Annotated in this window: 26 protein-coding genes and 1 pseudogene; 8 read left to right on the forward strand and 19 right to left on the reverse strand. The window is 71.3% G+C overall.

All coding sequences use genetic code 11. From position 1 onward, the window contains the following. Nucleotides 1-80 precede the first annotated feature (80 nt). Both KKZ08_RS04980 and KKZ08_RS04985 read left to right on the forward strand, forming a co-directional pair. A complete protein-coding gene (locus tag KKZ08_RS04980) occupies nt 81-458 on the forward strand; it encodes an STAS domain-containing protein (protein ID WP_223773277.1) in 378 nt (125 codons plus the stop codon). A gap of 87 nt (nt 459-545) precedes the next feature. Further along, nucleotides 546-737 carry a CsbD family protein gene (locus KKZ08_RS04985; protein WP_223773278.1) on the forward strand — a complete coding sequence of 64 codons (192 nt, stop codon included), beginning with the start codon at nt 546-548 and terminating at the stop codon, nt 735-737. 92 nt (nt 738-829) lie between these two features. Here the strand turns inward: KKZ08_RS04985 and KKZ08_RS04990 are convergent, their stop codons facing one another. Further along, complete coding sequence (locus tag KKZ08_RS04990) at nt 830-1,453, reverse strand: DUF4352 domain-containing protein (protein WP_223773279.1); 624 nt, start codon at nt 1,451-1,453, stop codon at nt 830-832. 170 nt (nt 1,454-1,623) lie between these two features. Between KKZ08_RS04990 and KKZ08_RS04995 the strand changes: the two genes are divergently transcribed. Further along, a complete protein-coding gene (locus tag KKZ08_RS04995) occupies nt 1,624-1,998 on the forward strand; it encodes a hypothetical protein (RefSeq protein WP_223773280.1) in 375 nt (124 codons plus the stop codon). Nucleotides 1,999-2,283: 285 nt separating this feature from the next. Then, nucleotides 2,284-4,356 (forward strand): NPCBM/NEW2 domain-containing protein, encoded by a 2,073-nt coding sequence (locus KKZ08_RS05000; protein ID WP_223773281.1) that lies wholly within the window; start codon nt 2,284-2,286, stop codon nt 4,354-4,356. A 43-nt stretch (nt 4,357-4,399) separates the two neighbouring features. Here KKZ08_RS05000 and KKZ08_RS05005 read toward each other — a convergent pair whose 3' ends face one another. Further along, complete coding sequence (locus KKZ08_RS05005) at nt 4,400-5,368, reverse strand: ROK family protein (RefSeq protein WP_223773282.1); 969 nt, start codon at nt 5,366-5,368, stop codon at nt 4,400-4,402. A gap of 162 nt (nt 5,369-5,530) precedes the next feature. Between KKZ08_RS05005 and KKZ08_RS05010 the strand changes: the two genes are divergently transcribed. Next, nucleotides 5,531-6,598, forward strand: coding sequence for a LacI family DNA-binding transcriptional regulator (locus tag KKZ08_RS05010; RefSeq protein WP_223773283.1), 1,068 nt, complete (start codon nt 5,531-5,533; stop codon nt 6,596-6,598). 30 nt (nt 6,599-6,628) lie between these two features. Here KKZ08_RS05010 and KKZ08_RS05015 read toward each other — a convergent pair whose 3' ends face one another. From KKZ08_RS05015 to KKZ08_RS05025, 4 genes and pseudogenes are all read right to left on the reverse strand, one after another. Continuing rightward, complete coding sequence (locus KKZ08_RS05015; RefSeq protein WP_223773284.1) at nt 6,629-7,117, reverse strand: hypothetical protein; 489 nt, start codon at nt 7,115-7,117, stop codon at nt 6,629-6,631. 4 nt (nt 7,118-7,121) lie between these two features. Beyond that, entirely contained in the window at nt 7,122-7,808 is a 687-nt protein-coding gene (locus KKZ08_RS38935) for a hypothetical protein (protein WP_346657929.1), read from the reverse strand. Between the two features lie 310 nt (nt 7,809-8,118). After that, a pseudogene (locus tag KKZ08_RS38940) lies at nt 8,119-8,796 on the reverse strand (serine/threonine-protein kinase); the annotation flags it as partial. Nucleotides 8,797-8,961: 165 nt separating this feature from the next. Continuing rightward, nucleotides 8,962-10,254 carry an aldolase/citrate lyase family protein gene (locus tag KKZ08_RS05025; RefSeq protein ID WP_223773285.1) on the reverse strand — a complete coding sequence of 431 codons (1,293 nt, stop codon included), beginning with the start codon at nt 10,252-10,254 and terminating at the stop codon, nt 8,962-8,964. Nucleotides 10,255-10,501: 247 nt separating this feature from the next. On the opposite strand from KKZ08_RS05025, the gene KKZ08_RS05030 reads away from it, so the two are divergent. After that, nucleotides 10,502-11,401: an endonuclease/exonuclease/phosphatase family protein gene (locus tag KKZ08_RS05030; protein ID WP_223773286.1), complete on the forward strand. Its 900-nt coding sequence runs from the start codon at nt 10,502-10,504 to the stop codon at nt 11,399-11,401. Nucleotides 11,402-11,460: 59 nt separating this feature from the next. Here the strand turns inward: KKZ08_RS05030 and KKZ08_RS05035 are convergent, their stop codons facing one another. The 4 genes from KKZ08_RS05035 to KKZ08_RS05050 form a co-directional block, all read right to left on the reverse strand. Beyond that, nucleotides 11,461-12,423, reverse strand: a complete 963-nt coding sequence (locus tag KKZ08_RS05035; protein ID WP_223773287.1) for an electron transfer flavoprotein subunit alpha/FixB family protein — start codon at nt 12,421-12,423, stop codon at nt 11,461-11,463. Between the two features lie 60 nt (nt 12,424-12,483). Further along, nucleotides 12,484-13,269 (reverse strand): electron transfer flavoprotein subunit beta/FixA family protein, encoded by a 786-nt coding sequence (locus KKZ08_RS05040; protein WP_223773288.1) that lies wholly within the window; start codon nt 13,267-13,269, stop codon nt 12,484-12,486. 232 nt (nt 13,270-13,501) lie between these two features. Next, nucleotides 13,502-14,011, reverse strand: a complete 510-nt coding sequence (locus KKZ08_RS05045; protein ID WP_223773289.1) for a flavin reductase family protein — start codon at nt 14,009-14,011, stop codon at nt 13,502-13,504. 172 nt (nt 14,012-14,183) lie between these two features. After that, nucleotides 14,184-14,510, reverse strand: a complete 327-nt coding sequence (locus KKZ08_RS05050; RefSeq protein WP_320591593.1) for a thioredoxin family protein — start codon at nt 14,508-14,510, stop codon at nt 14,184-14,186. A 225-nt stretch (nt 14,511-14,735) separates the two neighbouring features. Here KKZ08_RS05050 and KKZ08_RS05055 point away from each other — a divergent pair, with 225 nt between their 5' ends. Continuing rightward, nucleotides 14,736-15,464 (forward strand): lysophospholipid acyltransferase family protein, encoded by a 729-nt coding sequence (locus KKZ08_RS05055; RefSeq protein WP_223773290.1) that lies wholly within the window; start codon nt 14,736-14,738, stop codon nt 15,462-15,464. A 13-nt stretch (nt 15,465-15,477) separates the two neighbouring features. Here the strand turns inward: KKZ08_RS05055 and KKZ08_RS05060 are convergent, their stop codons facing one another. The 8 genes from KKZ08_RS05060 to KKZ08_RS05095 form a co-directional block, all read right to left on the reverse strand. Next, nucleotides 15,478-16,173 carry a phenylalanine--tRNA ligase beta subunit-related protein gene (locus KKZ08_RS05060; protein ID WP_223773291.1) on the reverse strand — a complete coding sequence of 232 codons (696 nt, stop codon included), beginning with the start codon at nt 16,171-16,173 and terminating at the stop codon, nt 15,478-15,480. A gap of 26 nt (nt 16,174-16,199) precedes the next feature. After that, nucleotides 16,200-16,793 carry a transglutaminase domain-containing protein gene (locus KKZ08_RS05065; RefSeq protein WP_223773292.1) on the reverse strand — a complete coding sequence of 198 codons (594 nt, stop codon included), beginning with the start codon at nt 16,791-16,793 and terminating at the stop codon, nt 16,200-16,202. Between the two features lie 97 nt (nt 16,794-16,890). After that, nucleotides 16,891-17,961, reverse strand: a complete 1,071-nt coding sequence (locus KKZ08_RS05070) for a low specificity L-threonine aldolase (RefSeq protein WP_223778913.1) — start codon at nt 17,959-17,961, stop codon at nt 16,891-16,893. A 20-nt stretch (nt 17,962-17,981) separates the two neighbouring features. Next, nucleotides 17,982-18,722 carry an SDR family oxidoreductase gene (locus KKZ08_RS05075; protein WP_223773293.1) on the reverse strand — a complete coding sequence of 247 codons (741 nt, stop codon included), beginning with the start codon at nt 18,720-18,722 and terminating at the stop codon, nt 17,982-17,984. A 26-nt stretch (nt 18,723-18,748) separates the two neighbouring features. Further along, nucleotides 18,749-20,152 carry a DUF6421 family protein gene (locus KKZ08_RS05080; protein ID WP_223773294.1) on the reverse strand — a complete coding sequence of 468 codons (1,404 nt, stop codon included), beginning with the start codon at nt 20,150-20,152 and terminating at the stop codon, nt 18,749-18,751. 81 nt (nt 20,153-20,233) lie between these two features. Beyond that, entirely contained in the window at nt 20,234-21,298 is a 1,065-nt protein-coding gene (locus KKZ08_RS05085; protein WP_223773295.1) for an alpha/beta hydrolase, read from the reverse strand. A gap of 448 nt (nt 21,299-21,746) precedes the next feature. Further along, nucleotides 21,747-22,883: an LLM class flavin-dependent oxidoreductase gene (locus tag KKZ08_RS05090; protein ID WP_223773296.1), complete on the reverse strand. Its 1,137-nt coding sequence runs from the start codon at nt 22,881-22,883 to the stop codon at nt 21,747-21,749. 191 nt (nt 22,884-23,074) lie between these two features. Beyond that, on the reverse strand, nt 23,075-23,455 hold the full coding sequence (locus tag KKZ08_RS05095; protein WP_223773297.1) for an ATP-binding protein: 381 nt from the start codon (nt 23,453-23,455) through the stop codon (nt 23,075-23,077). 257 nt (nt 23,456-23,712) lie between these two features. Here KKZ08_RS05095 and KKZ08_RS05100 point away from each other — a divergent pair, with 257 nt between their 5' ends. Continuing rightward, nucleotides 23,713-24,558, forward strand: a complete 846-nt coding sequence (locus KKZ08_RS05100) for an RNA polymerase sigma factor SigF (RefSeq protein ID WP_223773298.1) — start codon at nt 23,713-23,715, stop codon at nt 24,556-24,558. Between the two features lie 340 nt (nt 24,559-24,898). Here KKZ08_RS05100 and KKZ08_RS05105 read toward each other — a convergent pair whose 3' ends face one another. After that, on the reverse strand, nt 24,899-25,441 hold the full coding sequence (locus KKZ08_RS05105; RefSeq protein ID WP_223773299.1) for an FABP family protein: 543 nt from the start codon (nt 25,439-25,441) through the stop codon (nt 24,899-24,901). Nucleotides 25,442-25,509 lie beyond the last annotated feature (68 nt).

Raw genomic sequence — 25,509 nt, forward strand, 5'->3', positions numbered from 1 at the left:
GCCCCCGGCGCCCTGAGAGCACTGGCATGCCCGGTGCGTCGTCCCCTCAGGGGGAGTCGGCGCCGGCGCTGGGGGGATTGATGCGGCAGAACGAATTGAGCGAGAACACGCACAAGGGCTTCGTCCATTCGCCGCGCGTGTACGGGCTCGAACGCGCCATCGTGATCGAGCTGTGCGGCGAGATCGACCTGGTGGCCTATCAGCGGCTGGCCCCACTGGTCGACGCCGTGGCCGCGGGCCCGGAGCCGATCGTGGTCGTCGATCTGAGCGAGGTCGAGTTCTTTGACTGCTCCGGCATCTCCTTGCTGATGCGCGCCCACCGCAAGGTGAGCGACAGAGGCGGCCTGCTGCGCGTCGTCTGCGCCGAGCCGCTGACCCTGCGCATGCTGCGCCTGACACACCTCAGCGCGCATCTGTCCCCCGCCCCGACTGTGGGGGCGGCGCTGCTCACGTCGTAGTCACGCAGCGCGACGCTTGAGCGAGCGTGCCGTGCCTCCCCGACTTACGTTGGCCGGGTAAGCCCCCGACCAGACGCAGGAGTAGCCATGGGTGACAAAGGCGGCATGGACAAGCTGAAGGGCAAGGCCAAGGAGATGACCGGCAAGGCCACCGGTGACAAGCGCCGCGAGGCCGAGGGCAGGACGGACCGGACCAAGGGCGAGGCCAAGGACGCCATGGGGTCCGCCCGCGACAAGGCCCAGGGCATGAAGGACTCGCTGAAGCGGGACGATTCCTGACGGTTCCCGAGGACTCGGTCCGGCCTCGCGGTGTGCCGCGCCCCCGCCCCGAGCGGGGGCGCGGCCGCGGGCGGCGGCGCCCACCCGCCGGGCTACTTCAGCTTCCACTCCCCCGACTGATCGGCCATGCCGGAGTCCATCGTGAACTGCGCCGTCGTGGCCGTGACTCCCTTCGGGACCTCGACGACGACCCAGCCGAGAGCCTTCGCGCCCGGCTTGAGGCGCACGCCGGAGGACAAGGACGGACCGGCGGTGATGTCGGCGAACGTCGTCTGGAACTGCTGGCCGTCGGCGTCGGTGACCTGGATGCCGTTCTGCGGGCTGTCGGCGTACGCCTTGGTGCCGGTGTTGACGAGCCGGAACTGCAGCCCCAGCCAGCGCTTGCCCTTCTCCGGGACGCTGTACTCGTCGCCCGACTTGGCGTTGTCGGCGACCTTGACCAGCGTGACGTCGAGCCCGCTGCCCTCCTCCAGGCCGGTCACGGCGACGGTGTCACCGATCCCGGCATCCTGATCCGCCTTGGCCTTTGCCTTGGCCTTCGCCTTGGCGGCCGGCTTGCCCTCGGAGGACGTGTCGTCGCTCTTGGCCCCGTCGGCAGAGGCGGCCGCCTTTGGCTTGGTGTTGACGTCCTTGTCCGTGGAGCCGCAGGCGGTGGTGACAGTGAGCGCGCCGACCACGAGGACGGTGGCGGCGATGCTTGTGGCGCGGATGCGCATGGTCCCCCCAGGGATGAATGAGTTCACGTGAAGGACACGTGAACTCCGTGCAGGGTTGTACAGGACATGCGTTCGATCCGTGTATCCGTAAGTCCACCCGCGCCGCCTCTTTCGCACATACGATCACCTCCGGCCTCCAGGGGGAGGCCGTTGCCATGAAGGAGGGGACCATGTCCGGAGTTTCCAGACGTACTCTGCTGGGTTACTCGGGTTCGGCCGCGGCCGGCGCCGTCGTCGCGTCGTCGGGTTCGGCGCAGGCCGCCGAGAGCCAGGCCGCCGGCGCTCAGGCCGCCGCGGCCCGGACGGCGGACACGGAGCAGGCTTCCGCGGTCGAGTGGCCTCCCGGGGGCGAGTTCACGGGATACAGCAGCCTCGCCGCCGAGGACGCCTCGATGACGGTGAGGTTCAGCCTGGAGATCGAGAACGCGCCGTCCGGCCAGAACGTCACGCCGCTGGACCTCGCCGACGCGATCAACAAGATGCTGGATGCGCGCGGTTGGCCCCGGATCCAGTTCCACGGCATGGTGAGAACCCCGCTGAACTGAAGCTGAACTGAAGACGCACTGAAGACGCCCTGCCTGAATAGCCGGCCTGTCCGCGATGCCCCCGCCCTGTACGCAGGCGGGGGCATCGCGCTGCCCGCCGCGACCGGCAAGGGGGTAGTACGTCATGTCCGCGCACGCCAAGATGTGGCATGGACACGCACGTCCGTGCGGGGGCACCGCCTCCCTGCACTACGCGCACTTCCGCGTGACGCTCAGCGCTTCGTGACACACAAGGCCTCAAGACACGCAAGGCTTCATCTTCCGCGAGTACGGAGGAACGTAACGATGCGTCATATGCCACCCCCCGCCATCCGCCGAAGAGTGCTCGGATCGCTCGCCGCCGTCGTGCTGTGCGCCGGAGGGCTCGCCGCTCCGGCCGCCGCACGTGACGCCGGAGAGCGGCCCACCCCCGGGCGTTCCGCCGCCGAACGCGCCGCCGAGCCCGCCGTGAAGCTTCCGGACGGCTTGGCGCTCACCCCGCCCATGGGGTTCAACAACTGGAACTCCACGCACTGCCGTGCCGAGTTCGACGAGGCGATGGTCAAGGGGATCGCCGACATCTTCGTCGCGAAGGGCCTCAAGGACGCCGGTTATCAGTACGTCAACCTGGACGACTGCTGGGCGCTGCCGGAGCGTGACGCCAACGGCAAGTTGGTGCCCGACCCCAAGCGTTTCCCCAACGGCATCAAGGCGGTCGCGGACTACGTCCACTCCAAGGGGCTGAAGTTCGGCATCTACACCAGCGCCGGTACGAAGACCTGCAACGTCGCCGGGTTCCCCGGCGCGCTCGGCCATGAGCGCAGCGACGCCCAGCAGTTCGCGGACTGGGGTGTCGACTACCTCAAGTACGACAACTGCAACAACCAGGGCGTGGACGCCAAGAAGCGGTACACCGTGATGCGTGACGCGCTCAAGGCCGCCTCCGAGACCACCGGCAGGCCCATCGTCTACAGCATCTGCGAGTGGGGCGAGAACAAGCCGTGGGAGTGGGCCGCGGACGTCGGCCACCTGTGGCGCACCACCGGGGACATCAGCGACAGCTGGTCCTCCATGCTGTCGATCATGAAGCAGAACCTGCCGCTCGACGCGTACGCGGGTCCTGGGCACTGGAACGACCCGGACATGCTGGAGGTCGGCAACGGCGGCATGACCGGCACCGAGTACCGCACGCACTTCTCGATGTGGTCGATCATGGCCGCGCCGCTGCTCATCGGGTCCGACCTGCGCAAGGCCTCCCCGGAGACCTTCGAGATCCTCGGCAACAAGGAAGTCATCGCCGTCGACCAGGATCCGCTGGGCAAGCAGGGCAAGGTCCTCTCCTCCGAGAACGGCCGCTGGGTCGTCGCCAAGGAGATGAAGGACGGCAGCCGCGCCGTCGCCCTCTTCAACGAAACGGGGAGCGCGCAGACCGTCTCCACGACGGCGAAGGCGGTCGGCCTGCCCGACGCCACCGCGTACACGATGCGGGACCTGTGGCGGCACAAGAGCCACCACACGGCGGGCAGGATCGCGGCGACCGTCCCCGCGCACGGCACCGTGCTGCTGCGGGTGTCGGCCGACGGCAAGTGGTCCGAGCACCCGCCCGCCGTCGAACTCGGCCTGACCGGCGGCGACTTCTTCGAGGCGGGCAAGGGCACGCCGCTGACCACCGAGGTCACCAACCTCGGCCGCGTACCGGCACGCCACGTGACGGCCTCGGTCAAGGCACCCGGCGGCTGGCGGACGAAGGCGACCTCGCCGGTCACCGTGCGGTCACTGTCGCCCGGCAAGACCCTGCGCACCTCGTGGCAGGTGACCGCACCGCCGGGCGCGACCCCGGGGACGTACGACGTGAAAATCGCGGCAGCCTACCGCTCCCCCACGGGCACCCGCACCGACAACGTCCTGCCGCTCACCTCTCAGGTGGTGGTCGCACCACCCTCGGGCGCCTCGGCGCTCGGCGAGCTGCCGTGGCTCTCGATGAACAACGGCTGGGGCCCCGCGGAGCGGAACACCAGCAACGGCGAGGGCGCGGCCGGTGACGGCAAGCCGATCACCATCGGCGGAAAGGTGTACGCCAAGGGGCTCGGCGTACACGCCGCGAGCGAGGTCACGTTCTACGCCGGCCGGGCCTGCGAGAAGGTCACGGCGGACGTCGGCGTCGACGACGAGACCCGCACCGACGGCACGATCGCCTTCGAGATCTGGGCGGACGGCGAAAAGGCGGCATCCACCGGCGTACTCACCAACGCCATGCCCGCCCAGCCGATCTCCGCGGACGTGAGCGGCGCCCAGGTCGTCCGCCTGGTCGTCACCGATGGCGGCGACGGAATCTACGCGGACCATGGCGACTGGGCGGAGGCGACGCTGAGCTGCTGAGACGGTGTCGGGGGTTAGGGGTTGGGGTCCGCAGCCACCCCTCTCAGCCCCCCACCCCCGACCGCACCCCCACCGCCCCGCTCAACGCGCCCCCGAGCGCCGCCGCCGCCGCGCCGACCAGGCCCGCGTCCGTGCCCGTCTGGGCGGGGGTCACCGTCAGGCGCCGTACGAAGGAGAGCGTGGCGTAGTCGCGCAGGGCGCGGCGCAGCGGTGTGAAGAGGATGTCGCCCGCCTTCGCCACTCCCCCGCCGATCACCGCGATGTCGATCTCGACGAGCGTGGCCGTGGCGGCGATCCCGGCGGCCAGCGCCTGGGCCGCCCGTTCGAAGGAGGCGAGGGCCACGGGGTCACCCGCGCGGGCGGCGTTCGCCACGGCCGCGGCCGAGGTGTCGCCGTCGGGGCCCGGCCGCCAGCCGTTCTCCACGGCGCGGCGCGCGATGTTCGGGCCGCTCGCCATGCGCTCGACGCAGCCGCGCGCACCGCACGGGCAGAGATCGCCGTCGAGGTCCACGCTGATGTGACCGATGTGGCCCGCGTTCCCCGTGGGGCCCGGGTGCAGCTTGCCGCCGAGGACGAGGCCGCCGCCGACGCCGGTCGAGACGACCATGCACAGCGCGTTGTCATGACCGCGGGCCGCGCCCTGCCAGTGCTCGGCCGCGGTCATCGCCACACCGTCGCCGACCAGCTCGACGGGGAGCCCGCCGGTCACCGCGCGGACCCGCTCCACCAGCGGATAGCCGCGCCAGCCGGGGACGTTGACCGGGCTGACCGTGCCGGCCGACGCGTCCACCGGACCCGCGCTGCCGATGCCGACGGCCGCGACCCGGCCCCACAGCTCACCGGAGGTCAGCTCGCCGAGGGCCTCCTCGACCGCCCGCATCACCGTGTCACCGTCCTCGCGCGCGGGCGTGGGCCGCTGGGCACGGAGCAGGATGCGCCCCCGCCCGTCCACCAGGGCGCCGGCGATCTTGGTGCCGCCGATGTCGAGTGCGGCGACGAGGTCCATGTGCATCTGTGTCGGGTCTCCTGTGTAAGGGCAGGCCGGAGAGTGCGAAGGTCAGTCTCCCCCGCATCTGACAACGTTGTCCAGGGCCTATGCTCGACGCCACGGCTTCAGGGGCGGCCCCATGCCCGCCTCGCCTCATAGGAACCTCATAAGACCGCATGAGAATCCGTGGACGACAGGACAGGACAGCGCACCGTGGCCCAGACCGCCGCCCGACGACCCGACAACCGCTACGGCAACCGTCCGACCATGAAGGATGTCGCGGCCCGCGCGGGAGTCGGCCTGAAGACGGTCTCGCGCGTCGTGAACGGCGAGCCGGGCGTCACCCCCGACACCGAACGCCGCGTCCAGGAGGCCATCGAGGCCCTGGGCTTCCGCCGCAACGACAGCGCGCGCGTCCTGCGCAAGGGCCGCACCGCCAGCATCGGCCTGGTCCTGGAGGATCTCGCGGACCCCTTCTACGGCCCGCTGAGCCGCGCCGTCGAGGAGGTCGCGCGGGCGCACGGCGCGCTGCTCATCAACGGTTCGAGCGCCGAGGACCCGGACCGCGAGCAGGAGTTGGTGCTCGCGCTGTGCGCACGCCGGGTCGACGGGCTCGTCATCATCCCGGCCGGTGACGACCACCGCTATCTGGAGCCCGAGATCGCCGCCGGGGTCGCGACCGTCTTCGTGGACCGGCCGGCCGGGAAGATCGACGCCGACGTGGTGCTCTCCGACAGCTTCGGCGGCGCGCGGGACGGCGTCGCCCACCTCATCGCGCACGGCCACCGCCGGATCGGGTTCATCGGTGACCAGCCGCGCATCCACACCGCCATAGAGCGGCTGCGCGGCTACCGCGCCGCGATGGAGGACGCCGGCATCCCGGTCGACGAGGCGTGGATGTCGCTGGGGGTCACCGACCCGCGGCGGGTCCGCGCGGCGGCCGAGGCGATGCTCTCCGGTCCCGAGCCGGTCACGGCGGTCTTCGCGGGGAACAACCGCGTGACCGTCACGGTCGTCCGGGTGCTGGCCGCCCTCGACAGGCCCGTGGCCCTGGTGGGCTTCGACGACATCGAGCTGGCGGATCTGCTGGAGCCCGGCGTGACCGTCGTCGCGCAGGACGCGGCGCAGCTGGGCAGGACGGCCGCCGAGCGGCTGTTCCGGCAACTCGACGGCGCGGCCGGGCCTCCGGAGCGGGTCGAGCTGCCGACGCGGCTCATCACACGCGGATCGGGGGAACTCCCACCCGCCGACTGAGCGCCTGCCTCCAAGGCCCTGCCCCGCCGCTCAGGGCCAGAACGCGATCGCGAGCCCGAGCAGTGTGGTCAGGGCCACGAGTCCGCCGAGGGCGCCGGCGACCAGCGCGATCTTCTCGGTGGCGGGCTTCAGCTCCCGCCACCCCAGCTCCTCGGCGACGCCCCGGATCAAGCGGCGGCCGTCGGCGGAGGAGAAGGCGTGCCGCTCGGAGCCGTCCGGGGAGCGGCTCCACGTGCGGTACCGGACCCGGCCGTTCTCGACGCTCGTCTGCGTCGTTCCGAACGGTCCTTGCCGCTCGGTGCGGACCACGTCCGTGAGGGTGAAGGTCCCTGCGGCGGGACGCAGGGCGACCCGGTAGGTGTGCACCTGGATGACGCGTTCCCCGGCCGCCCGCGGGACGTCCACGATCAGGTCGAACCCCGGCTCCGTCCGCCGGAAGCGGTAGGGCGTGCCGGTGGTCGCGGCCTCGGCACGGGCGCGCAGCTCGTCGGCGGCGTGCGCGCCGGAGGGTTCGTTCATGGCTTCAGCAGGTGGGCAGGCCGGGCACCGGCTTGTCGTTGTCGCCGCCCTTGATGTAGACGTCGCTGACGAAGACGCCCGTGTTGCCGCTGTCGTCGTCCGTCTTCGCCCACCACACGTTCGTCCACTCGCCGTGCGTCTCACGGCGGCCGAGGTTCTGCTGGCAGTAGAAGTAGTTCGTGCCCGCGTGCAGGGTGCCCGCCTCGGCGCCGGACGCGGTGTACGACTTCGCGGTGCTCCACACCACGCAGTTGTACTTGCCGCCGCCCACGGGGTGGCAGACGGGCTCCTCCGCGGCGCCGCTCCCGCCGCCCGGCTTGCTTCCGCCGGTCGGCTTGGAGGTGGGGTCGGGGCGCGACGCGGGCTCGTCCCGGTCCTTGCCGTCCTCGGCGCTCCCGCCCTTGTCCGCACCGCCCTTGTCCCGGTCCGAGGCGTCGGTGCCGTCCTTGCCCGCGTCCTTGGAGCGCCGCGCGTCCGGCTCGCGGGACTTCTTGTCGTCGCGCTCCGACGGCTCGGGGCGCTTCGACCCGTCTCCGAGGGGGCCACGGCTGCCGTCGTCCTCGATCGATCCGGAGTCTCCGGGCGCCGCGTCCTCGCGCGTCTGGCCACCGCCGTCGTCCTTGCCACCGAAGTGGGCGACGGCCGCGCCGGTCACCGCGATGACCACGGCCACGGCGGCCGCGGCGAGCAACGCCCTGCCGCGACGCGGGCGTCGTGTCGAGCGCGTCTCCCCGAGGCGGACGGGCGGCGGTCCCTGCGGCGCCCCGAAAGGCGGCGTGGGAGAAGGGTGCGCGGGCGAAGGATGCGCGGCCGAAGGCGGCGGCCCGAAGCCCGGCGGCGGGGTGCTCGGGATGCTGCGCTCGGTGCCCGGTGCGGCCTGGCGCGGCCCCGAACGCCTGCGCGCCGCCCGGCCCGAGGGCCGCCACACCGGCGAGCAGCCGCCGCGCCTCTTCCGCGTCGGGACGCGCCTCGGGGTCCTTGTCCATGAGCCGGCGCAGTACGGGGGTCAGCGCCCCGGAGCGCCGCGGCTCGGGCAGCGGGTCGGCGACGATGGCGGTGAGCGTGGACCACGTCGACGTACGGCGGAAGGGCGAGGAGCCTTCGACGGCGGCGTACAGCGTCGCGCCGAGCGCCCAGACGTCCGAGGCGGGGCCGGGGTCGTGGCCCTGGGCGCGCTCGGGCGCCAAGTAGTCCAGGGAGCCGACCAGTTCGCCGCTGCGCGTGAGGTGGGTGGCCGAGCCGTCGCCGGGGTCCTCCATCGTGGCGATGCCGAAGTCGGTCAGGACGACGCGGCCGCCGGTCTCCAGCAGGATGTTGCCGGGCTTCACGTCGCGGTGCAGTACGCCCACGCGGTGCGCCGCGGCGAGGGCCTCCATGACCTTGGCGCCGATGGCCGCGGCCTCACCGGGGCCGAGGGCGCCGCGCTCGCGCAGCACGTCGTCGAGGGACGGGCCGTCGACGAGCTCCATGACGATCAGCGGCCGCCCGTCGACCTCCGCCACGTCGTGCACGGCGACGACTCCCGGATGCCGCACGCGCGCGGCGGCGCGGGCCTCGCGCTGCATCCGCAGCCGCAGGTCGGCCAGTTCCGGCCCGGCCGCGTCCGTGTACGTGCGCAGTTCCTTCACCGCGACCTCGCGGTGCAGCACCTCGTCGACCGCGCGCCATACGACGCCCATGCCGCCGCGGCCGAGCTGTGCCAGCACGCGATAGCGCCCGGCGAGGAGCCTGCCCGCCTCGCCCGTCTGTTCCTGATCCCCCGAAGACACCGCTGCCCCGTCCCTGCGACACCACTTTCCGTGGCGTACAGACTACGGGGCAGCGGTGACAGTACGTGCCGGGCGTTACTTGCCCGATCCCGTGAGGTCGCCCCGGCGCGGGCCCGCGAAGCCCTGGAGGCGGGCCAGGGTCAGGCCGGTGAGCCGGGTGACCTCGCCCGCGTCGAGGGCGCCGCAGTCCAGGCCGCGCAGCAGGTAGCCGGCGAGGGCCTTGGCGGTGGCGGGCTCGTCGGCCACGCCGCCGCCCTCGTGGTGACCGGCGTAGGCGGCCAGGCGCTTGGCGGCGGCCTCGAAGCCCTCGCGGTAGAACGCGAAGACGGCGGCGTAGCGGGTCGGGATGTGGCCGGGGTGCATGTCCCAGCCCTGGTAGTACGCGCGGGCCAGGGCGCCCCGGGTGAGGCCATAGTGCAGCCGCCAGGCGTCGTGGACCTGCTCGGTGGTGCCGACGGGCAGGACGTTGGTGGAGCCGTCGGAGACGCGGACGCCGGTGCCGGCGGCGGCGACCTGCATGACGGCCTTGGCGTGGTCGGCGGCCGGGTGGTCGCTCGCCTGGTAGGCGGCGCTCACGTGCAGGCAGGCGCTGTAGTCGAAGGTGCCGTAGTGCAGGCCGGTTGCGCGGCCCTCGGCGGCCTGGATCATGCGGGCGACGGCGGCGGTGCCGTCGGTGGCGAGGATGGACTGGCTGGTCTCGATCTGGATCTCGAAGCCGATGCGGCCCGGCTCCAGGCCGCGTGCCTTCTCGAACTCCTCCAGGAGGCGCACCATCGCGGTGACCTGCTCGGGGTAGGTCACCTTGGGCAGCGTCAGGACGAGCCCGTCGGGCAGGCCGCCCGCCTCCATGAGGCCGGACAGGAAGATGTCGAGGGTGCGGATGCCCCGGTCGCGTACGGCCTGCTCCATGCACTTCATGCGGATGCCCATGTACGGGGCGGCGGTGCCGTTCTTGTACGCCTCGGCGATCAGGCGTGCCGCGCGGGCGGCGTCCTGGTCCTCGTCGGCGCCCTTGTAGCCGTCCTCGAAGTCGACGCGGAGGTCTTCGACGGGCTCGCGCTCCAGCTTGGTGCGTACGCGCGTGTAGACGGCTTCGGCGAGGTCGTCCGTGAGGCCGAGGACGGCGGCGAAGGAGGCGGCGTCCGGGGCGTGTTCGTCGAGCATCGCCAGGGCCTTGTCGCCCCAGGTGCGGATGGTGTCGGCGGTGAACTGCTCGCCGGGGACGTAGACGGTGTGGACGGGCTGGCGGGTGCCGGGGTCTCCGGGGTAGCGGCGCTCCAGCTCCGCGTCCACGGGGGCGAGGGAAGCGCTGATGCCCTCGCTGACCGCGCCGGCGAGGCTCGTCGCCACCTTCTCTTGCTGACCCATTCCCGCATCCTCCACACAGTCGGTGCCGCGCCCGGCAGTTTCCGCTTCACGGAATCAAGAATCCGTATAGCGAAGTTATCCGTGACCTTCGTCCCGGTCAACACCTTCCCGTGTCCTGCATCCGTAGCCGACCGCGCGGGATCACGCGTGTCCCGGGCCCGCTCGGCGGCCGGTGCGGACAGTCTGTGGCCCACATACTCCCCGCGCCCCCGGCGCCGGCCGCGCGGGCTGAACTCAAGGAGCTTGTGTGCCGATCGACTCCCCCTTCACGCGCCGTTCCGTCCTGCGGACCGCACTCGCCGCCGCCGTGGCGCTCCCCCTGTCCGGCACGGCGCTGTCCGGCGGCCCGGCACGGGCCGCCGGGGCGCCGGAAGCGCGCCTGGAGGTCATGTCGTACAACGTCCGCTACGCGAGCAACAGGCCACCGCACACCTGGCCCGAACGCCGCCCGGCCATGAAGGAGATGCTCCTGCGCGCCCAGCCGCACATCATCGGCACCCAAGAGGGCCTCTACTACCAGCTGCAGGACATCGAGAGCGACCTCGGCGCGAACTACGACTGGGTCGGCACGGGGGTCGGCGGCGGCAGCCGAGACGAGTTCATGGCCATCTTTTACGACAACCGCCGACTGTTCCCGCTCGAATACGAGCACTTCTGGCTCTCGGACACCCCGTACACCATCGCTTCGAACACCTGGGGCGCCAACTCGCCCCGCATGGCGTCCTGGGTGCGCTTCCTCGACCTGATCACGAACACCCAGCTGTACGTCCTCAACACGCACTTCGACCACGTCAGCCAGAACGCGCGCGAGCGTTCGGCGGCCCTCATGGTCGAGCGCATCGCCCTGATGAAGACGACCACCCCGCTCATCGTGACGGGCGACTTCAACGCCACGGCGCACGACAGCACCGTCTACACCACGATGCTGGGAGCCGGTCTCGTCGACACCTGGGACGTCGCCCAGGAACGCGGCCCGGCGTACGGCACGTTCGGCGGTTACAAGCCGCCCGTCGTGGGCGGCGGCCGCATCGACTGGGTCCTGACGAGGCCGTCGGCGACGGTCCATTCCGCGTCGATGAACACGTTCTCGCTCGGCGGGCAGTACCCGAGCGACCACTGGGCCGTGCAGGCGACGTTGACGCTGTGACGCGGCGAGGCCCCCGCTCCGCGGGCGCGGGGCGAGGGCCTCGTACGGGCGCTACAGGCTCAGCCCTTGCGGGACTTGACCTCTTCGGTGAGGGCCGGGACGACCTCGAAGAGGTCGCCGACCACGCCGTAGTCGACCAGGTCGAAGATCGGGGCCTCGGCGTCCTTGTTGATGGCCACGATGGTCTTCGAGGTCTGCATGCCCGCGCGGTGCTGGATCGCGCCGGAGATGCCCGAGGCGATGTACAGCTGCGGGGAGACCGACTTACCGGTCTGGCCCACCTGGTTGGAGTGCGGGTACCAGCCGGCGTCGACCGCGGCGCGCGAGGCGCCGACGGCGGCACCGAGCGAGTCGGCGAGGGCCTCGATGATCGCGAAGTTCTCGGCGCCGTTGACGCCGCGGCCACCGGAGACCACGATCGCGGCCTCGGTCAGCTCGGGGCGGCCCGTCGACTCGCGCGGGGTGCGCGAGACGACCTTGGTGCCGGTGGCCTGCTCGGAGAAGGAGACCGAGAGGGCCTCGACGGTGCCCGCGGCCGGGGCGGCCTCCACGGCGGCCGAGTTCGGCTTGACCGTGATGACCGGGGTGCCCTGCGTGATGCGGGACTTGGTGGTGTACGACGCGGCGAACGCGGACTGCGTGGCCACCGGGCCCTCGTCGCCGGCCTCCAGGTCGACGGCGTCGGTGATGATGCCGGACTTGATGCGGACCGCGAGACGGGCCGCGATCTCCTTGGCCTCGGCGGAGGAGGGCAGCAGCACGGCGGCCGGGGAGACGGCGTCGTACGCGGCCTGGAGCGCGTCCACCTTCGGTACGACGAGGTAGTCGGCGAACTCGGGGGCATCGGCGGTGAGCACCTTCACCGCGCCGTGCTCGGCGAGCGTGGCTGCGGTGTCGGCGGCGCCGTTGCCCAGCGCGACGGCGACGGGCTCGCCGACGCGGCGGGCCAGGGTCAGCAGCTCAAGGGTGGGCTTGCGGACGGCACCGTCCACGTGGTCGACGTAGACGAGAACTTCAGCCATGGGACTTCAATCTCCTGCGAGTGCGAAGAATCTGGGGGCGGTGGGAAAGGTGACCGAAGCTCAGATGAACTTCTGGCCCGCGAGGAACTCCGCGAGCTGCTTGCCGCCCTCGCCCTCGTCCTTGACGATCGTGCCGGCGGTGCGCGCCGGACGCTCGGTGGCGGAGTCGACCTTGGTCCAGGCGCCCGCGAGGCCGACCTCGTCGGCGTCGATGTCCAGGTCGTCCAGCTCCAGGGCCTCCACCGGCTTCTTCTTGGCGGCCATGATGCCCTTGAAGGACGGGTAGCGGGCCTCGCCCGACTGGTCCGTCACGGACACGACGGCCGGCAGGGAGGCCTCCAGCTGCTCCGAGGCGGCGTCGCCGTCCCGGCGGCCCTTCACGGTGCCGTCCCCGACGGAGACCTCAGAGAGCAGCGTGACCTGCGGGACGCCCAGGCGCTCGGCGAGGATCGCCGGCAGCACGCCCATGACGCCGTCCGTCGACGCCATGCCGCAGATGACCAGGTCGTAGCCGGTCTTCTCGATGGCCTTGGCGAGCACCAGCGAGGTGCCCATGACGTCGGAGCCGTGCAGGTCGTCGTCCTCGACGTGGACGGCCTTGTCGGCGCCCATGGAGAGCGCCTTGCGCAGCGCGTCCTTGGCGTCCTCGGGGCCGACGGTCAGCACGGTGATCTCCGCGTCGTCCGCTTCGTCGGCGATCTGGAGCGCCTGCTCGACCGCGTACTCGTCCAGCTCCGACAGCAGGCCGTCGACGTCGTCGCGGTCGACGGTCAGGTCATCGGCGAAGTGCCGGTCGCCGGTGGCGTCGGGCACGTACTTCACACAGACAACGATCCTCAAGCTCACGCCGGCTCTCCTACTGCATCGTCTTTACTGGGCTGCTGCCTCGGCTTATGGCTACTGCCTTCTTGCAGGCAGCATAGGCGCCTGAAGCGGCGGATCACGGTCGGGGCGGTCCGCGCTCCGATCGAAATATTACTCATGAGTACACCCAGTTCATTCCCACTGAGCAAGCGCTTTGAACTGTGACCTTCCCAACGCTCCGTAATCACCTGAAGTGCCCGCTCACCGGGAACTCTCAGTCGCGCAGCGCGTTGAAGCGTCCCTGGTGGTAGAGGAGCGGGCGGCCCTCGCCCGCTCCGTCGCCGGTGACCACCTCGGCGAGCACCAGGCGGTGGTCGCCCGCGGGCACCCGCGCCACGACGCGGCAGACCAGCCAGGCGAGCGCGCCGTCGAGCACGGGCACTCCCTCGGGACCCTCGCGCCAGCTGGTGGGCGCCCCGAAGCGGTCGGCGCCGCTGCGCGCGAAGGTGGCGGCCAGTTCCTGCTGGTGCTCGCCGAGTATGTGGACGCCGACGTGTGCGGCCTCGGAGACCGCGGGCCAGCTGGAGGCGCCGGTGCCGATGCCGAACGAGATCATCGGCGGGGCGGCGGAGACGGAGGTGAGCGAGGTGGCGGTGAAGCCGACGGGGCGGGAGCCGTGGGCCGCGGTGATCACGGCGACCCCCGCGGCGTGCCGTCGGAAGACCGAGCGCAGCAGGTCGGAGGTGGCGGGCGGGTGGGTGCCGAGGGCGGGCGAGGCCGTCATGGAAAGGTCCTTCTGCCGGATTCCGGGGTTACGAGCCAAGACGTCGGTGCTCAGCAGTGCGGACAGCGCGCACTGGCGTGGCGGGCGAGGTCCACGTGGACGCGCTCGTACAGAAGGAGGTCCCGGGGCATGGGAGAAGGCTCCCGACAGATGCCGTGTGCCGTCAAGTCCGTCATACGGCCTCGCCCAGCGCGGCGATCACATCGGCCTTGCGGGGCTGTCCGGTGGCGCGGCGCACCACGCGGCCCGCCGCGTCCAGGACGAGGACGGTCGGCGTCTTGAGGACGCGCAGCTCCCGTACGAGATCGAGGTGGTCCTCGGCGTCGATCTCCACGTGGGCCACGCCTGGGACCATCGCGGCCACCTCCGCGAGGACCCTGCGGGTCGCGCGGCAGGGCTGGCAGAAGGCGCTGGAGAACTGCACGAGCGTGGCCCGCACCCCCAGCGCCTCGCCGATGTCCGCCGCGCCGAGCCGCCGTCCGGTGTCGCGTCCTGGCACGTACGCCTCCCGCCCTTCGGTCCTGATCCGCTCGCTCCCCGGTTCAGCACCGGGGTACCCGTAAAAGATTCCGACGTGACGAGAATCTCCCGGATTGACGGCACCAAGACTGGTCACTCGTCCGTTCTTGGGGCACGATCTGCGCAACGCCGAAAAACCTACGGCTGCGTAACCTCCCGCCGGGAGCCTTCTCTCCAGGCAGAAAATGAAGGGCCCTAGCCACCCATGGCAGAGCTTGTCTACCGTCCGGTCATCGGTGCCGCGAAAACCCTGTTCAAGGCATGGGACCTGAAGATCGACTGCAAAGGGTCGGAGAACATCCCACGCTCCGGCGGCGCGGTCCTCGTCAGCAACCACATCAGCTATCTGGACTTCATCTTCGACGGCCTCGCCGCCCTGCCGCAGAAGCGGCTGGTGCGCTTCATGGCCAAGGAATCGGTCTTCCGGCACAAGATCTCCGGGCCGCTGATGCGCGGGATGAAGCACATCCCCGTGGACCGCACGCAGGGCGAGGCGGCTTACGCGCACGCGCTGGACTCGCTGCGCTCCGGGGAGATCATCGGCGTGTTCCCGGAGGCGACGATCTCGCAGTCCTTCACGCTCAAGACCTTCAAGTCGGGCGCCGCGCGCCTGGCCCAGGAGGCCGGCGTGCCGCTCATCCCGATGGCGCTGTGGGGCACGCAGCGGCTGTGGACCAAGGGTCACCCGCGCAACTTCAAGCGCAGCCACCTGCCGATCACGATCCGGGTCGGCGAGCCGGTAGAGGCGCCCAAGGACCAGTACGCGGGCGCGATCACCCGGCGCCTGCGCGAGCGCTGCCAGGAACTTCTCGAGGCCGCGCAGCGTGCCTATCCGGTGCGGCCCAAGGGCCCGGACGACACCTGGTGGATGCCGGCGCACCTCGGCGGGACGGCGCCGACCCCCGCCGAGGTGAAGGCCGCCGAGGCCGGCTGACCGCCCGCCCCGCCTAGCGCGGCGGGTGGACGGTGATCCGCGCGCCGGGGCTGAACTTCTCCAGGAGCTCGGCCAGCTCGGCGCCCGCGGCTTCGAGCCCGGCGTCCGGGCCCATGCCCTCCAGCAGGAAGATCGCGTTCACCGACTCCTCGGTGAGGCGGGTGCGCGGCCCCTGGCGCCAGTTCCAGCGGCGGCAGGTGACGCCCTCGTCGTCGCACCAGACGACCTCGCCGGCGTCCGGGTGCTCGACGATCCGCTCCCCCGCCGACGCGGTCACGAACTCCTCGGTGCCGGTGGCCCGCACCAGGCGCATGCCGCCCTTGATCAGGTCCAGGTCCTCGCCGCCGACCGGGATCAGATGGGCCACGCTGATCGCGTTGTAGACGTCGACGAGGACATTGATCCGGGGCAGTCCGCCGTCCGCCAGCGCCCGCTTGGCGAGGGCTTCGGCCGAGTTGCGGGTACGTGAGGGCTTCGCGCCGAAGGCCGTGTAGGCGGCGCGCCAGGCGGCCATGTGCGCATTCTCGTGCGGGGCCCGGCCGTCGAGCCGCCCGGCCAGGCGTCGCGCCGCCTCGTCGAGGAGGGCCGAGCTGTCGTCGGTGCTGGGACCGTTGACGAGGCCGTGCGCCTCGATGGCGACATGGGTGAAGCCGGGCGCGAGGGTGCGCACCTCGTCGGAGACGGTGAGGGTCAGGGGCGCGTGGGTCATGGGCTGCCTTGCTGCGTCGGGGCTCGTCAGAGCGCGTCGGGAAGGTTCTCCCACAGGTGCGGTCGGTCCGGGGCGTTCTTCAGGGCGCTCAGAACCGCCGGGTGCGGTGCAGAATAGAGTACCGGATAGTCCATCTCATTGGACTCGACTTCGGGCAGGTAGGCCAGCCGCTCCCCGTCCAGGGAGAACCGCGCATCGACGCCCGGTTTGTTGCCCCGGCAGTCCTGGCGGTGCCAGCCGCCGCGGAAGCGTACGGCGACCAGGCCGTGGACGCAGTGGCCGCTCCCGGCGTCATGGGTCAGCCGCTGATAGCAGAGCGCGGTGGGGATGTCCTCGGCTCGCAGCAGCGCGGCCAGCGCGTGGGCCTTCGCGTGGCAGATGCCGGTGCCCTGCGCCAGGACGTCCGAGGCGCGCCAGGTGACGCGCAGGTCGCCGCTGTCGGCGGAGTGCGGAATGGCGTCGCGCACGTATTCGTAGGCCGCCTGCGCGTATACGTATGAATCGGCGGCCTTCTCGGCGAGGCGTGCCGCGGTCTCGCGTACGAGCGGATGCTGGTGGTCGATGGCTTCGTCGGCCGCCAAGTACGCGGACAGGTCAGGGTCTTCCTGGATCAGCTGCATGGCACGGGAGCATAGAAATGCGACCGGCCGTACGTCAATGACTTTACGACCGGTCGCATATTTATGCACATCTGCCGAAGAACTTATGCGGCCCTCGTCAGCGCGCCATCTCTTCCTTCAGCGCCGCCAGGAACCCGTCGACGTCCTCCTCGCGGGTGTCGAACGCGCACATCCAGCGCACGTCGCCCGCCGCCTCGTCCCAGAAGTAGAAGCGGTACCGCTTCTGGAGGCGCTCGCTCACGTCGTGCGGCAGACGCGCGAAGACGGCGTTGGCCTGCACCGGGTAGAGGATCTCCACGCCGTGCACGGAGCGGACGCCCTCGGCCAGGCGCTGCGCCATCTCGTTCGCGTGCCGGGCGTTGCGCAGCCACAGGTCCTTGGCGAGCAGCGCCTCCAGCTGTACGGAGACGAAGCGCATCTTCGACGCGAGCTGCATGGACATCTTGCGCAGGTGCTTCATGTGGCGCACGGCGTCCTGGTTGATGACGACGACGGCCTCGCCGAACAACGCGCCGTTCTTGGTGCCGCCGAGCGACAGGATGTCGACGCCGACCGCGTTCGTGAACGTCCGCATGGGCACGTCGAGCGCGGCCGCCGCGTTGGCTATCCGCGAACCGTCGAGGTGCACCTTCATGCCGAGCTGGTGCGCGTGGTCGCAGATCGCGCGGATCTCGTCCGGTGTGTACAGCGTGCCCAGCTCGGTGTTCTGCGCGATCGAGACGACCTGCGGCATCGCGCGGTGCTCGTCGTCCCAGCCGAAGGCCTGCTTGTCGATCAGCTCGGGCGTGAGCTTGCCGTCGGGCGTGGGCACCGTGAGCAGCTTGAGCCCGGCCATGCGCTCGGGCGCGCCGCCCTCGTCCACGTTGATGTGCGCGGACTCGGCGCAGATCACCGCGCCCCAGCGGTCGGCGACCGCCTGGAGCGCGACGACGTTGGCCCCCGTGCCGTTGAACACCGGGAAGGCCTCGGCGGTCGGGCCGAAGTGGCCGCGGATCACCTGCTGGAGGTTGGCGGTGTAGTCGTCCTCGCCGTACGCGATCTGGTGGCCGCCGTTGGCGAGCGCCAGGGCGGCCATGACCTCGGGGTGCGCGCCCGCGTAGTTGTCGCTGGCGAAACCGCGCACGTCCGGGTCGTGGTGGCGCCGGGCGTCGGTCTTCGGCGGGTTCACGGCGTCTTTGGCGGCAGCGGTCACGGCTTCTCGGTCAGCCACAGGCGGTTTCCGTTCACTTCCCCGGCGGGCCTGTCCCAGACGTCGGCGATGGCCTCGGCCAGCTCCTTGACGTCCGTGAAGCCCGCGAACTTCGCGGTGGGCCGCTCCGCGCGCATCGCGTCGTGGACCAGCGCCTTGACCACCAGGATGGCAGCCGCCGCGCGCGGCCCCGCCTCGCCCCCCGCCTTGCGGAAGGCGTCGGCGAGGGCGAGCGTCCAGGCCTCGGCGGCCGCCTTGGCGGCTCCGTACGCCGCGTTGCCCGCGGTGGGCTTGGCCGCGCCCGCCGCGCTGATCAGGAGATAGCGGCCCCGGTCGCTGCGGCGCAGACCGTCCTCGAAGGCGAGGGAGGTGTGCTGCACGGTGCGGATCAGGAGCTTCTCCAGGAAGTCCCAGTCAGCGAGGTCTGTCTCGGCGAAGCTCTTGCTGCCGCGCCAGCCGCCGACCAGGTGGACCAGGCCGTCGATCCGCCCGAACTCCTTCTCCGTGCGCGTCGCCCAGTCCCGGGTGGCGTCCAGGTCGAGGAGGTCGACGGTGTCACCGACGACGGTGGCGCCGCCGTGGGCGTACCGGGCGGCGTCCACGGCCTCGTGCAGGCGCAGCGGATCGGCGTCCGACGCCACGACCGTGGCGCCCGCCTCGGCCAGCCTCAGCAGCGTGGCCCGTCCGGCGGGCCCGCCGGCTCCGGCCACCGCGACGACGGCTCCATCGAGTGCGGACATGGTCCTCGCCTCCTCCTGGCGGCCGCTCACGCGGCGACCTTCTCGGCGTCCGCGGAAGCGGTGATCCCCTTGGTGGAGGCGATCACGTTCTTCAGCTTCTTGGAGAGCGCCTCATAGAACATGCTGAGCGGAAACTCGTCCGGAAGCACCTCGTCGACGAGCTTGCGCGGCGGCAGCGCGGTGTCCAGGGCTTCCGGGCCCTTGGCCCAGCGCGATCCGGGGTGCGGGGCGAGGTAGGTGGACACCAGGTCGTAGGCGGCGAACCAGTGGACCAGCTTCGGGCGGTCGATGCCGGCCCGGTAGAGCTCCTCGATCTCGCCGCACAGCTGGTTGGTGACCTGCGGCGCGCGCTCCCAGTCGATCGTGAGCTTGTTGTCGGTCCAGCGGACCACGTCGTGCTTGTGGAGGTAGGCGAAGAGGAGCTGGCCGCCGAGCCCGTCGTAGTTGCGCGTGCGGTCCCCCGTGACGGGGAAGCGGAACATGCGGTCGAAGAGGACGGCGTACTGCACGTCGCGGCCGTGCCGGTTGCCCTCGGCCTCCAGCTTCACGGCCTCCTTGAAGGCGGTGAGGTCACAGCGCAGCTCTTCGAGGCCGTACATCCAGAACGGCTGGCGCTGCTTGATCATGAAGGGGTCGAACGGCAGGTCACCGTGGCTGTGGGTGCGGTCGTGGACCATGTCCCACAGGACGAACGCCTGCTGGCAGCGGTCCTGGTCGCCGACCATCTCGCGGATGTCGTCGGGCAGTTCGAGCCCGAGGATGTCCACGGCGGCCTCGGTGACACGCCGGAAGCGGGCCGCCTCGCGGTCGCAGAAGATGCCGCCCCAGGAGAAGCGCTCGGGGGCCTCGCGCACGGCGATCGTCTCGGGGAAGAGCACGGCCGAGTTGGTGTCGTACCCGGCGGTGAAGTCCTCGAAGGTGATGCCGCAGAACAGCGGGTTGTCGTAGCGGGTGCGCTCCAGCTCGGCCAGCCACTCGGGCCAGACCATGCGCAGTACGACCGCTTCGAGGTTGCGGTCGGGGTTGCCGTTCTGCGTGTACATCGGGAAGACGACCAGGTGCTGGAGGCCGTCCCGGCGGTCCGCCGCGGGCTGGAAGGCGAGCAGCGAGTCCAGGAAGTCGGGCACCTGGAAGCCGTCGTCCGCCCAGCGGCGCAGGTCCGCGACGAGGGCGCGGTGGTACGCGGCGTCGTGCGGCAGCAGCGGGGCGAGCTCCTCGACCGCCGAGATCACACGGTCCACGGTGAGTTCGGCCACGGCCTTCGCCGGGGCGCCCTCCGCCGCGAAGTCGATGGAACCGTCCTTCGACTGCCAGGGCCTGATCTCTTCCACGGCCTCCTTGAGCACCGGCCACGCCGGGTGGTCCACCACCCGCTCCGCAACGGACGGAACCGTACCCTCCGTACCCGCCTGCACAAGAATTTCCGTCATGTCCCACCTTCCACGGGAGAACCTCGCGTATGGACACCGTATGCGTGCAAGGTTCTCCGCGACAAGGGGAGCCTCCGGAAATTATCCTGCGGTACCCCCTCTTTCACCGCTGTTTTTCCTGCCCTTCACGGTTGCGGCGATCGCTTCTGCCACGCCGGTCAGCGCTTCGTCCGCGTCGGCGAGCTGGGCGGGGAAGCCGAGGAAGCCGTGGAACATCCCCGGCCAGTGACGGCCCGTCACGGGTACGCCTGCCGCGCGCAGCCGCCGCGCGTAGGCGAGACCCTCGTCACGGAGGGGGTCGCAGCCCGCGGTGACGAGGTACGCGGGCGGCAGGCCGGTGAGGTCGGCGGCTCGCAGCGGTGAGGCGAGGGGGTGGGTGCCGTCGCCGTCCGGGCCGAGGTACTGCTGCCAGAACCAGCGCATGTGCGCGGCGGTCAGGAAGCAGCCGGTGGCGTTCTCACGGTAGGACGCGGTGTTCTGTGCGGCGTCGAGCACGGGGTAGAGGAGCACTTGCAGGGCGATGTCCGGGCCGCCCGCCTCGCGGGCCTTGAGCGCCACGGCCGTGGCGAGCCCTCCGCCGCTGCTGTCCCCCGCGGTGACCAGCGCGCCGGGGTCCCCGCCGAGCGCGTGGATCTCGGCGGCGGCCCAGCGCAGCGCCGCGTACGCGTCGTCGACGGCTGCGGGGAAGCGGTGCTCGGGGGCGAGGCGGTACCCGACGGAGACGACCACGGCGCCGGCTCTCGCGGCCAGCCCGCGGGCCGTGGTGTCGTGGCTGTCGAGGCCGCAGAGGGTGTAGCCGCCGCCGTGGAAGAAGAGGACGGTGGGGCGGGGGTGAGGGTGCCAGCTCTGCCCCTCACCCTCACTCCTGGCGGGGGCCGTCTCCCGGTGCACCGGGTCATACACGCGTACGGGAATCTCCGACGCACCGGAAGCCGCCGGTGGCCCCGGGATCGTGCGGTCCACCACGGCCCCCACGGCGGGGAGCCGCTTCGGGGAGCCGGGTGCGGCGGTCGCGAGGATGTGACGGGCCTCGGCGGCGTCGGTGACGGCACCGCCGAGGTCGGGGAAGGCGGCACTGAGGACGGCCACCAAGGGGCGCGCGGCGGGGCTCAGGCGGGAGGAGGCCGACGGCTCGACCGGCGTCACGGCGCCGCTGCTTCCTGGGCACGGGAATGCGGGGTGCCCATCTGGATGAGGGCGGCCACCAAGGGGCGCGCGGCGCAGCCCGGGCGGGAGACGGCAGCGCAGGCTGGGTCGAGCGGCGTCACGAGGTCGCCCCTTCCTGGGCACGGGAATGCGGGGTGCCCATCCGGCGTCACGAGGTCGCCCCTCCCCGGGCGCGGAAATGCGGGATGACTGCCGGTGCCTGTGGCGCAGGGCGCCGGTGGGTCCACCGGCGTCACGGCGCTGCCGCTTCCTGGGCGCGGAAGTGCGGGATGACCTTCCCGGCCCGTTTCCCGCCCCCACTGCCGCAGCGTCTCACCAGGCACGCCGCCCGGGGCACGGTGCCCACCCGGATGAGGACAGCCACCAACGGGCGCGGCAAAGCCCACGCCCGTGGCTGCGGCGCAGGGCGCCGGTGGGACTACCGGCGTCACGATGCCGCCCCTCCCCCGGCGCGGAAATGCGGGATGACCCTCTCGCCCCACTGCCGCAGCGTCTCCAGGCACGCCTCCTGCGGGACCGTGCCCATCTGGATGAGGCACATGATCTCGTCGGCCCCGGCGTCGCGCAGCCGCTCGACGTAGGCGATGGCGTCGTCCGCGGTGCCGTACGCGTGGTCGGCGTTGAACGTGGCGGTCGAGGTCGGACGTACCGGAATGTTGTGTTCGTGGAGGCGCGCGACGACCTGCTCGGCGGCCTCGCGCATCCGGGCCGCCTCGTCGACGCCCTCGACGACCGCCTCGTCGGGGACGCCCGTGCCGCCGTACCAGTGCCCGATGGACTGGGCGAAGAACCGCTGACCCCGGATGCCGACGCGGCGCGCCGTCTCCCGGTCGTCGAGCACGATCGTCGGGCAGAGCACGGAGAAGTGGTCGTTGACGACGCTCGACACCAGGCGCGCGCCGGTGCGGGCCTCGATCGCGGCGTCGTACGCCTGACGCATCCCGGCGATCGCCCCGGGCCCCGCGAAGCCCATCACCAACGCCCCGATGCCGAGTTCGGCGGCCTGGGTCAGCGTCTCCGTCCTGCTGCACGCGAGGAAGAGCGGCGGATGCGGGGTCTGCTTCGGGCGCGGCAGGATCGGATGCGGACCGATGTCGAGAAGCTCCCCGTGGTGCTCCAGCTCGTCCTTCTCCCAGGCCTTGCCGATGATGCGCAGGGCCTCCTCGACCTCCTGGGCCGTGCGTTCCTTGTCGACGCCGCACAGCGAGGTCTCCTGCTCGGTACCGCCCCGCCCGGCCCCCAGGTCGAGCCGGCCGCCGGAGAGCAGGTCCAGCATCGCGGCGCGCTCGGCGACCCGTGCCGGATGGTTGAAGTTGAACGGCATGCAGACCACGCCGTGCCCGATCCTGATCGTGCTGGTGCGCGCGGCGACCCAGGTCAGGAAGATCTCCGGGGCGCTCATGTGCGCGTACCACTTGAGGGAGTGGTGTTCGACCGCCCAGACGCGGTCGAACCCCATCTCCTCGGCGAGCAGGGCCTGCTCGACGCTGTCGCGGATGACCTGGTGCTCGCGCTCGACGGTCGGGTCGGCGAGCTGCGCCTCGAAGATGACGGAGAACTTCACGTGCCCTCCAGGGAGTCGTGCCGCTGCGGCATGGCCCGCGTCTCGGGCCCGCACTGCGAACACCCATCACTTCTGACAGCCATATGACTAACCGTCAGATGCAGAAGTGGCAAGGCTTCGCGCAGGCTTTTCCCTGTGGGAGGGGCGGGCGGGGCGGCCGGGGCTCGCGTCGCGCTCCGGTCGGCCCCGGATCAGCCGCGGGGCAGGTCCGCCCGGACGGTCTTGCCCTGGGGGCCCGTGCTCACGTGGACCGCGAGGGCGAGGCTGTGTACCATCGGCCAGCCGAAGCCGCCGGTGCCTCCCGCCAGATCCGGCGTCCGCTCGCGCGGCGGCCGGGGGTCGGCGTCGGTGACGGCGACCGTGATGGCGTCCCGACGCGCCACCAGACGCAGCGAGCAGGAGTCGCCGTGTGCGTGGCGTACGGAATTGGTGACGAGTTCGGACACGGTGAGTTCGACGCTCGCGGCCGCCTGTTCATCCAGGGCGGGACTGAGTCCGTTCAGGAAGGCACGGGCGAACTCCCGGGCCTGTGGGACGACTTCCGGCCTTTTGTCGAAGACTGTTCGGTCCAAGGGTTTGACACTGTGCCGCGAATGATGCGTCCTCATACGCCCCTCCTCGATCAGGGGTGGACTGTACGGATCAGGGGTGGTCTGTACGAAAGGCTCTCTTGCCCCCGAACCCGACGTCTTAACGTCCTCCCGCCGAGCCGTGTGGCCAGCGTCACGGAACATCCTTATGTCGGGACGGACATGAAGTATTTGAGGAGGGGTAGTCGCGGCTCACCGGCCCACAGGGGACGAGGGGGCCGGTGGACAGGGAGGTAGACATGACGATGGCCACTGGAACCCAGACGGACACCGGCATCAGGGAACTGCCGGAGGTGGTGGATCCGCAGGCGGTGACGCCCAAGGACTCCCGTGCCTTGTCCCAGTTGTTCTTCGATCAGCTCGCGGTATTGGAGGAGGGCACGGCCCAATACCAGTACGTGCGCAACACCCTGATCGAATTGAACATGTCGCTCGTGCGTTACGCGGCAGGCCGTTTCCGCAACCGCGGCGACGAGATGGAGGACATCGTCCAGGTCGGTATGATCGGCCTGATCAAGGCCATCGACCGGTTCGAGCTCTCCCGCGAGGTGCAATTCGCGACGTTCGCGGTGCCCTATATCGTCGGTGAGATCAAGCGTTTCTTCCGTGACACGTCCTGGGCGGTCCATGTGCCGCGCCGCCTCCAGGAGGCCCGGGTCGAGCTCGCCAAGGCCACCGAGGAACTCAGCAGCCGGCTCGGCCGCTCCCCCACGGTGGACGAGCTGGCCGCGCTGATGAATCTGACTCCCGAGGAAGTCATCGAGGCCCGGCTGGCCTCCAACGGCTACAACTCCTCCTCCCTCGACGCCGTCCTGCACGGCGACCCCACCGATGAGACGCCCCTGGCCGACTTCATCGGCGAGGAGGACCCCTCCCTGGAACTCGTCGAGGACTTCCATTCGCTCGCTCCCCTGATCGCCGAGCTCCCCGAGCGTGACCGGGAGATCCTGCATCTGCGCTTCGTGGAGGAGCTGACCCAGTCGCAGATCGGCGAGCGTCTCGGCGTGTCCCAGATGCAGGTCTCCCGCCTGCTCTCCCGCACCCTGGCGACCCTGCGCAAGGGGATGGTCCCCGCCGGCGCCTGACGGCCGCGCGTCAGCGGCACGCGTACGTCGGCCGGCATCCCGCGCGCCACAGGTCGTCCCCTGCCTGGCGCCGCTCAGCAGACGGCGCCGTCCCACTCACGTACGAGAGCCGACTGACCGCCGCGGGCATCGACCCGGCGGCGACGCAGCCGCGCACCGGAAGGGCCCCGGAGCTTCAAGCTCCGGGGCCCTTCCTTGTACGTACATCCGTACGTGCCGTCAGGCCGCGGTCACGCGTCGGCCGGGGATCTCCGCGTCGGTGGCGAAGGGCACCGGACCCGGCATCGACCCCGCGGCGCGGCCCGACGCCGCCCCCGCCCAGCTGGACGCGGCGGAGCCGTCACCCTTCGCGGTGCAAGAGCGCCGAGAGGTGGTGCCGCAGTGGCTGGCCCACGGCCGCGAGGTCGTGGACGAAGGTGAGGGTGCCGGGGTCGGTGAGGGTGTAGCGGCGGCGGGTGGCGTCGACCTTCTTCGCGGTGGGCGCGAGGGCCACCTCATGGGTGGAGAGGTCCACCGTGTCGCCGTCCGCGTGGCCGACCGCGATCTCCGCGATGCCGGTGGGCTGGGTGATCAGCGCCTCCACCCGGCCGTCGGCCTGGAGCCGCCACCAGCCGCTCTCGCGGGCCGATGGCCGCAGCGGCCGGCCGTCGGCGTCGACCAGCCAGGCCCGGGCATCGTAGTGAAGGAAGGGGCGGCCGTCGTGGCTGAAGGTGACCTCCTGCGCGTACGCGAAGTCCGCCTCGAGCGTCGGATATTCGCCTCGGCCCCGGCCGTGCCAGGTGCCGAGGAGGCCGAGCACGGGCGTGAGCAGCGCGTGCGGGGCGGGCGCCTCGTCCGGGCGGTGGGCGTCGGGGTAGGGGTGCTGCGGTGCGGGGTCGGACACGGTGCGTGCTCCTGAGCTCGGGTCGGCTGCCGGGTAGGTTGGGCCGTAGGTTGCGGCCGTCCACTTCG

The organism is Streptomyces sp. 135 (assembly GCF_020026305.1).
Classification (GTDB): Bacteria; Actinomycetota; Actinomycetes; order Streptomycetales; family Streptomycetaceae; genus Streptomyces.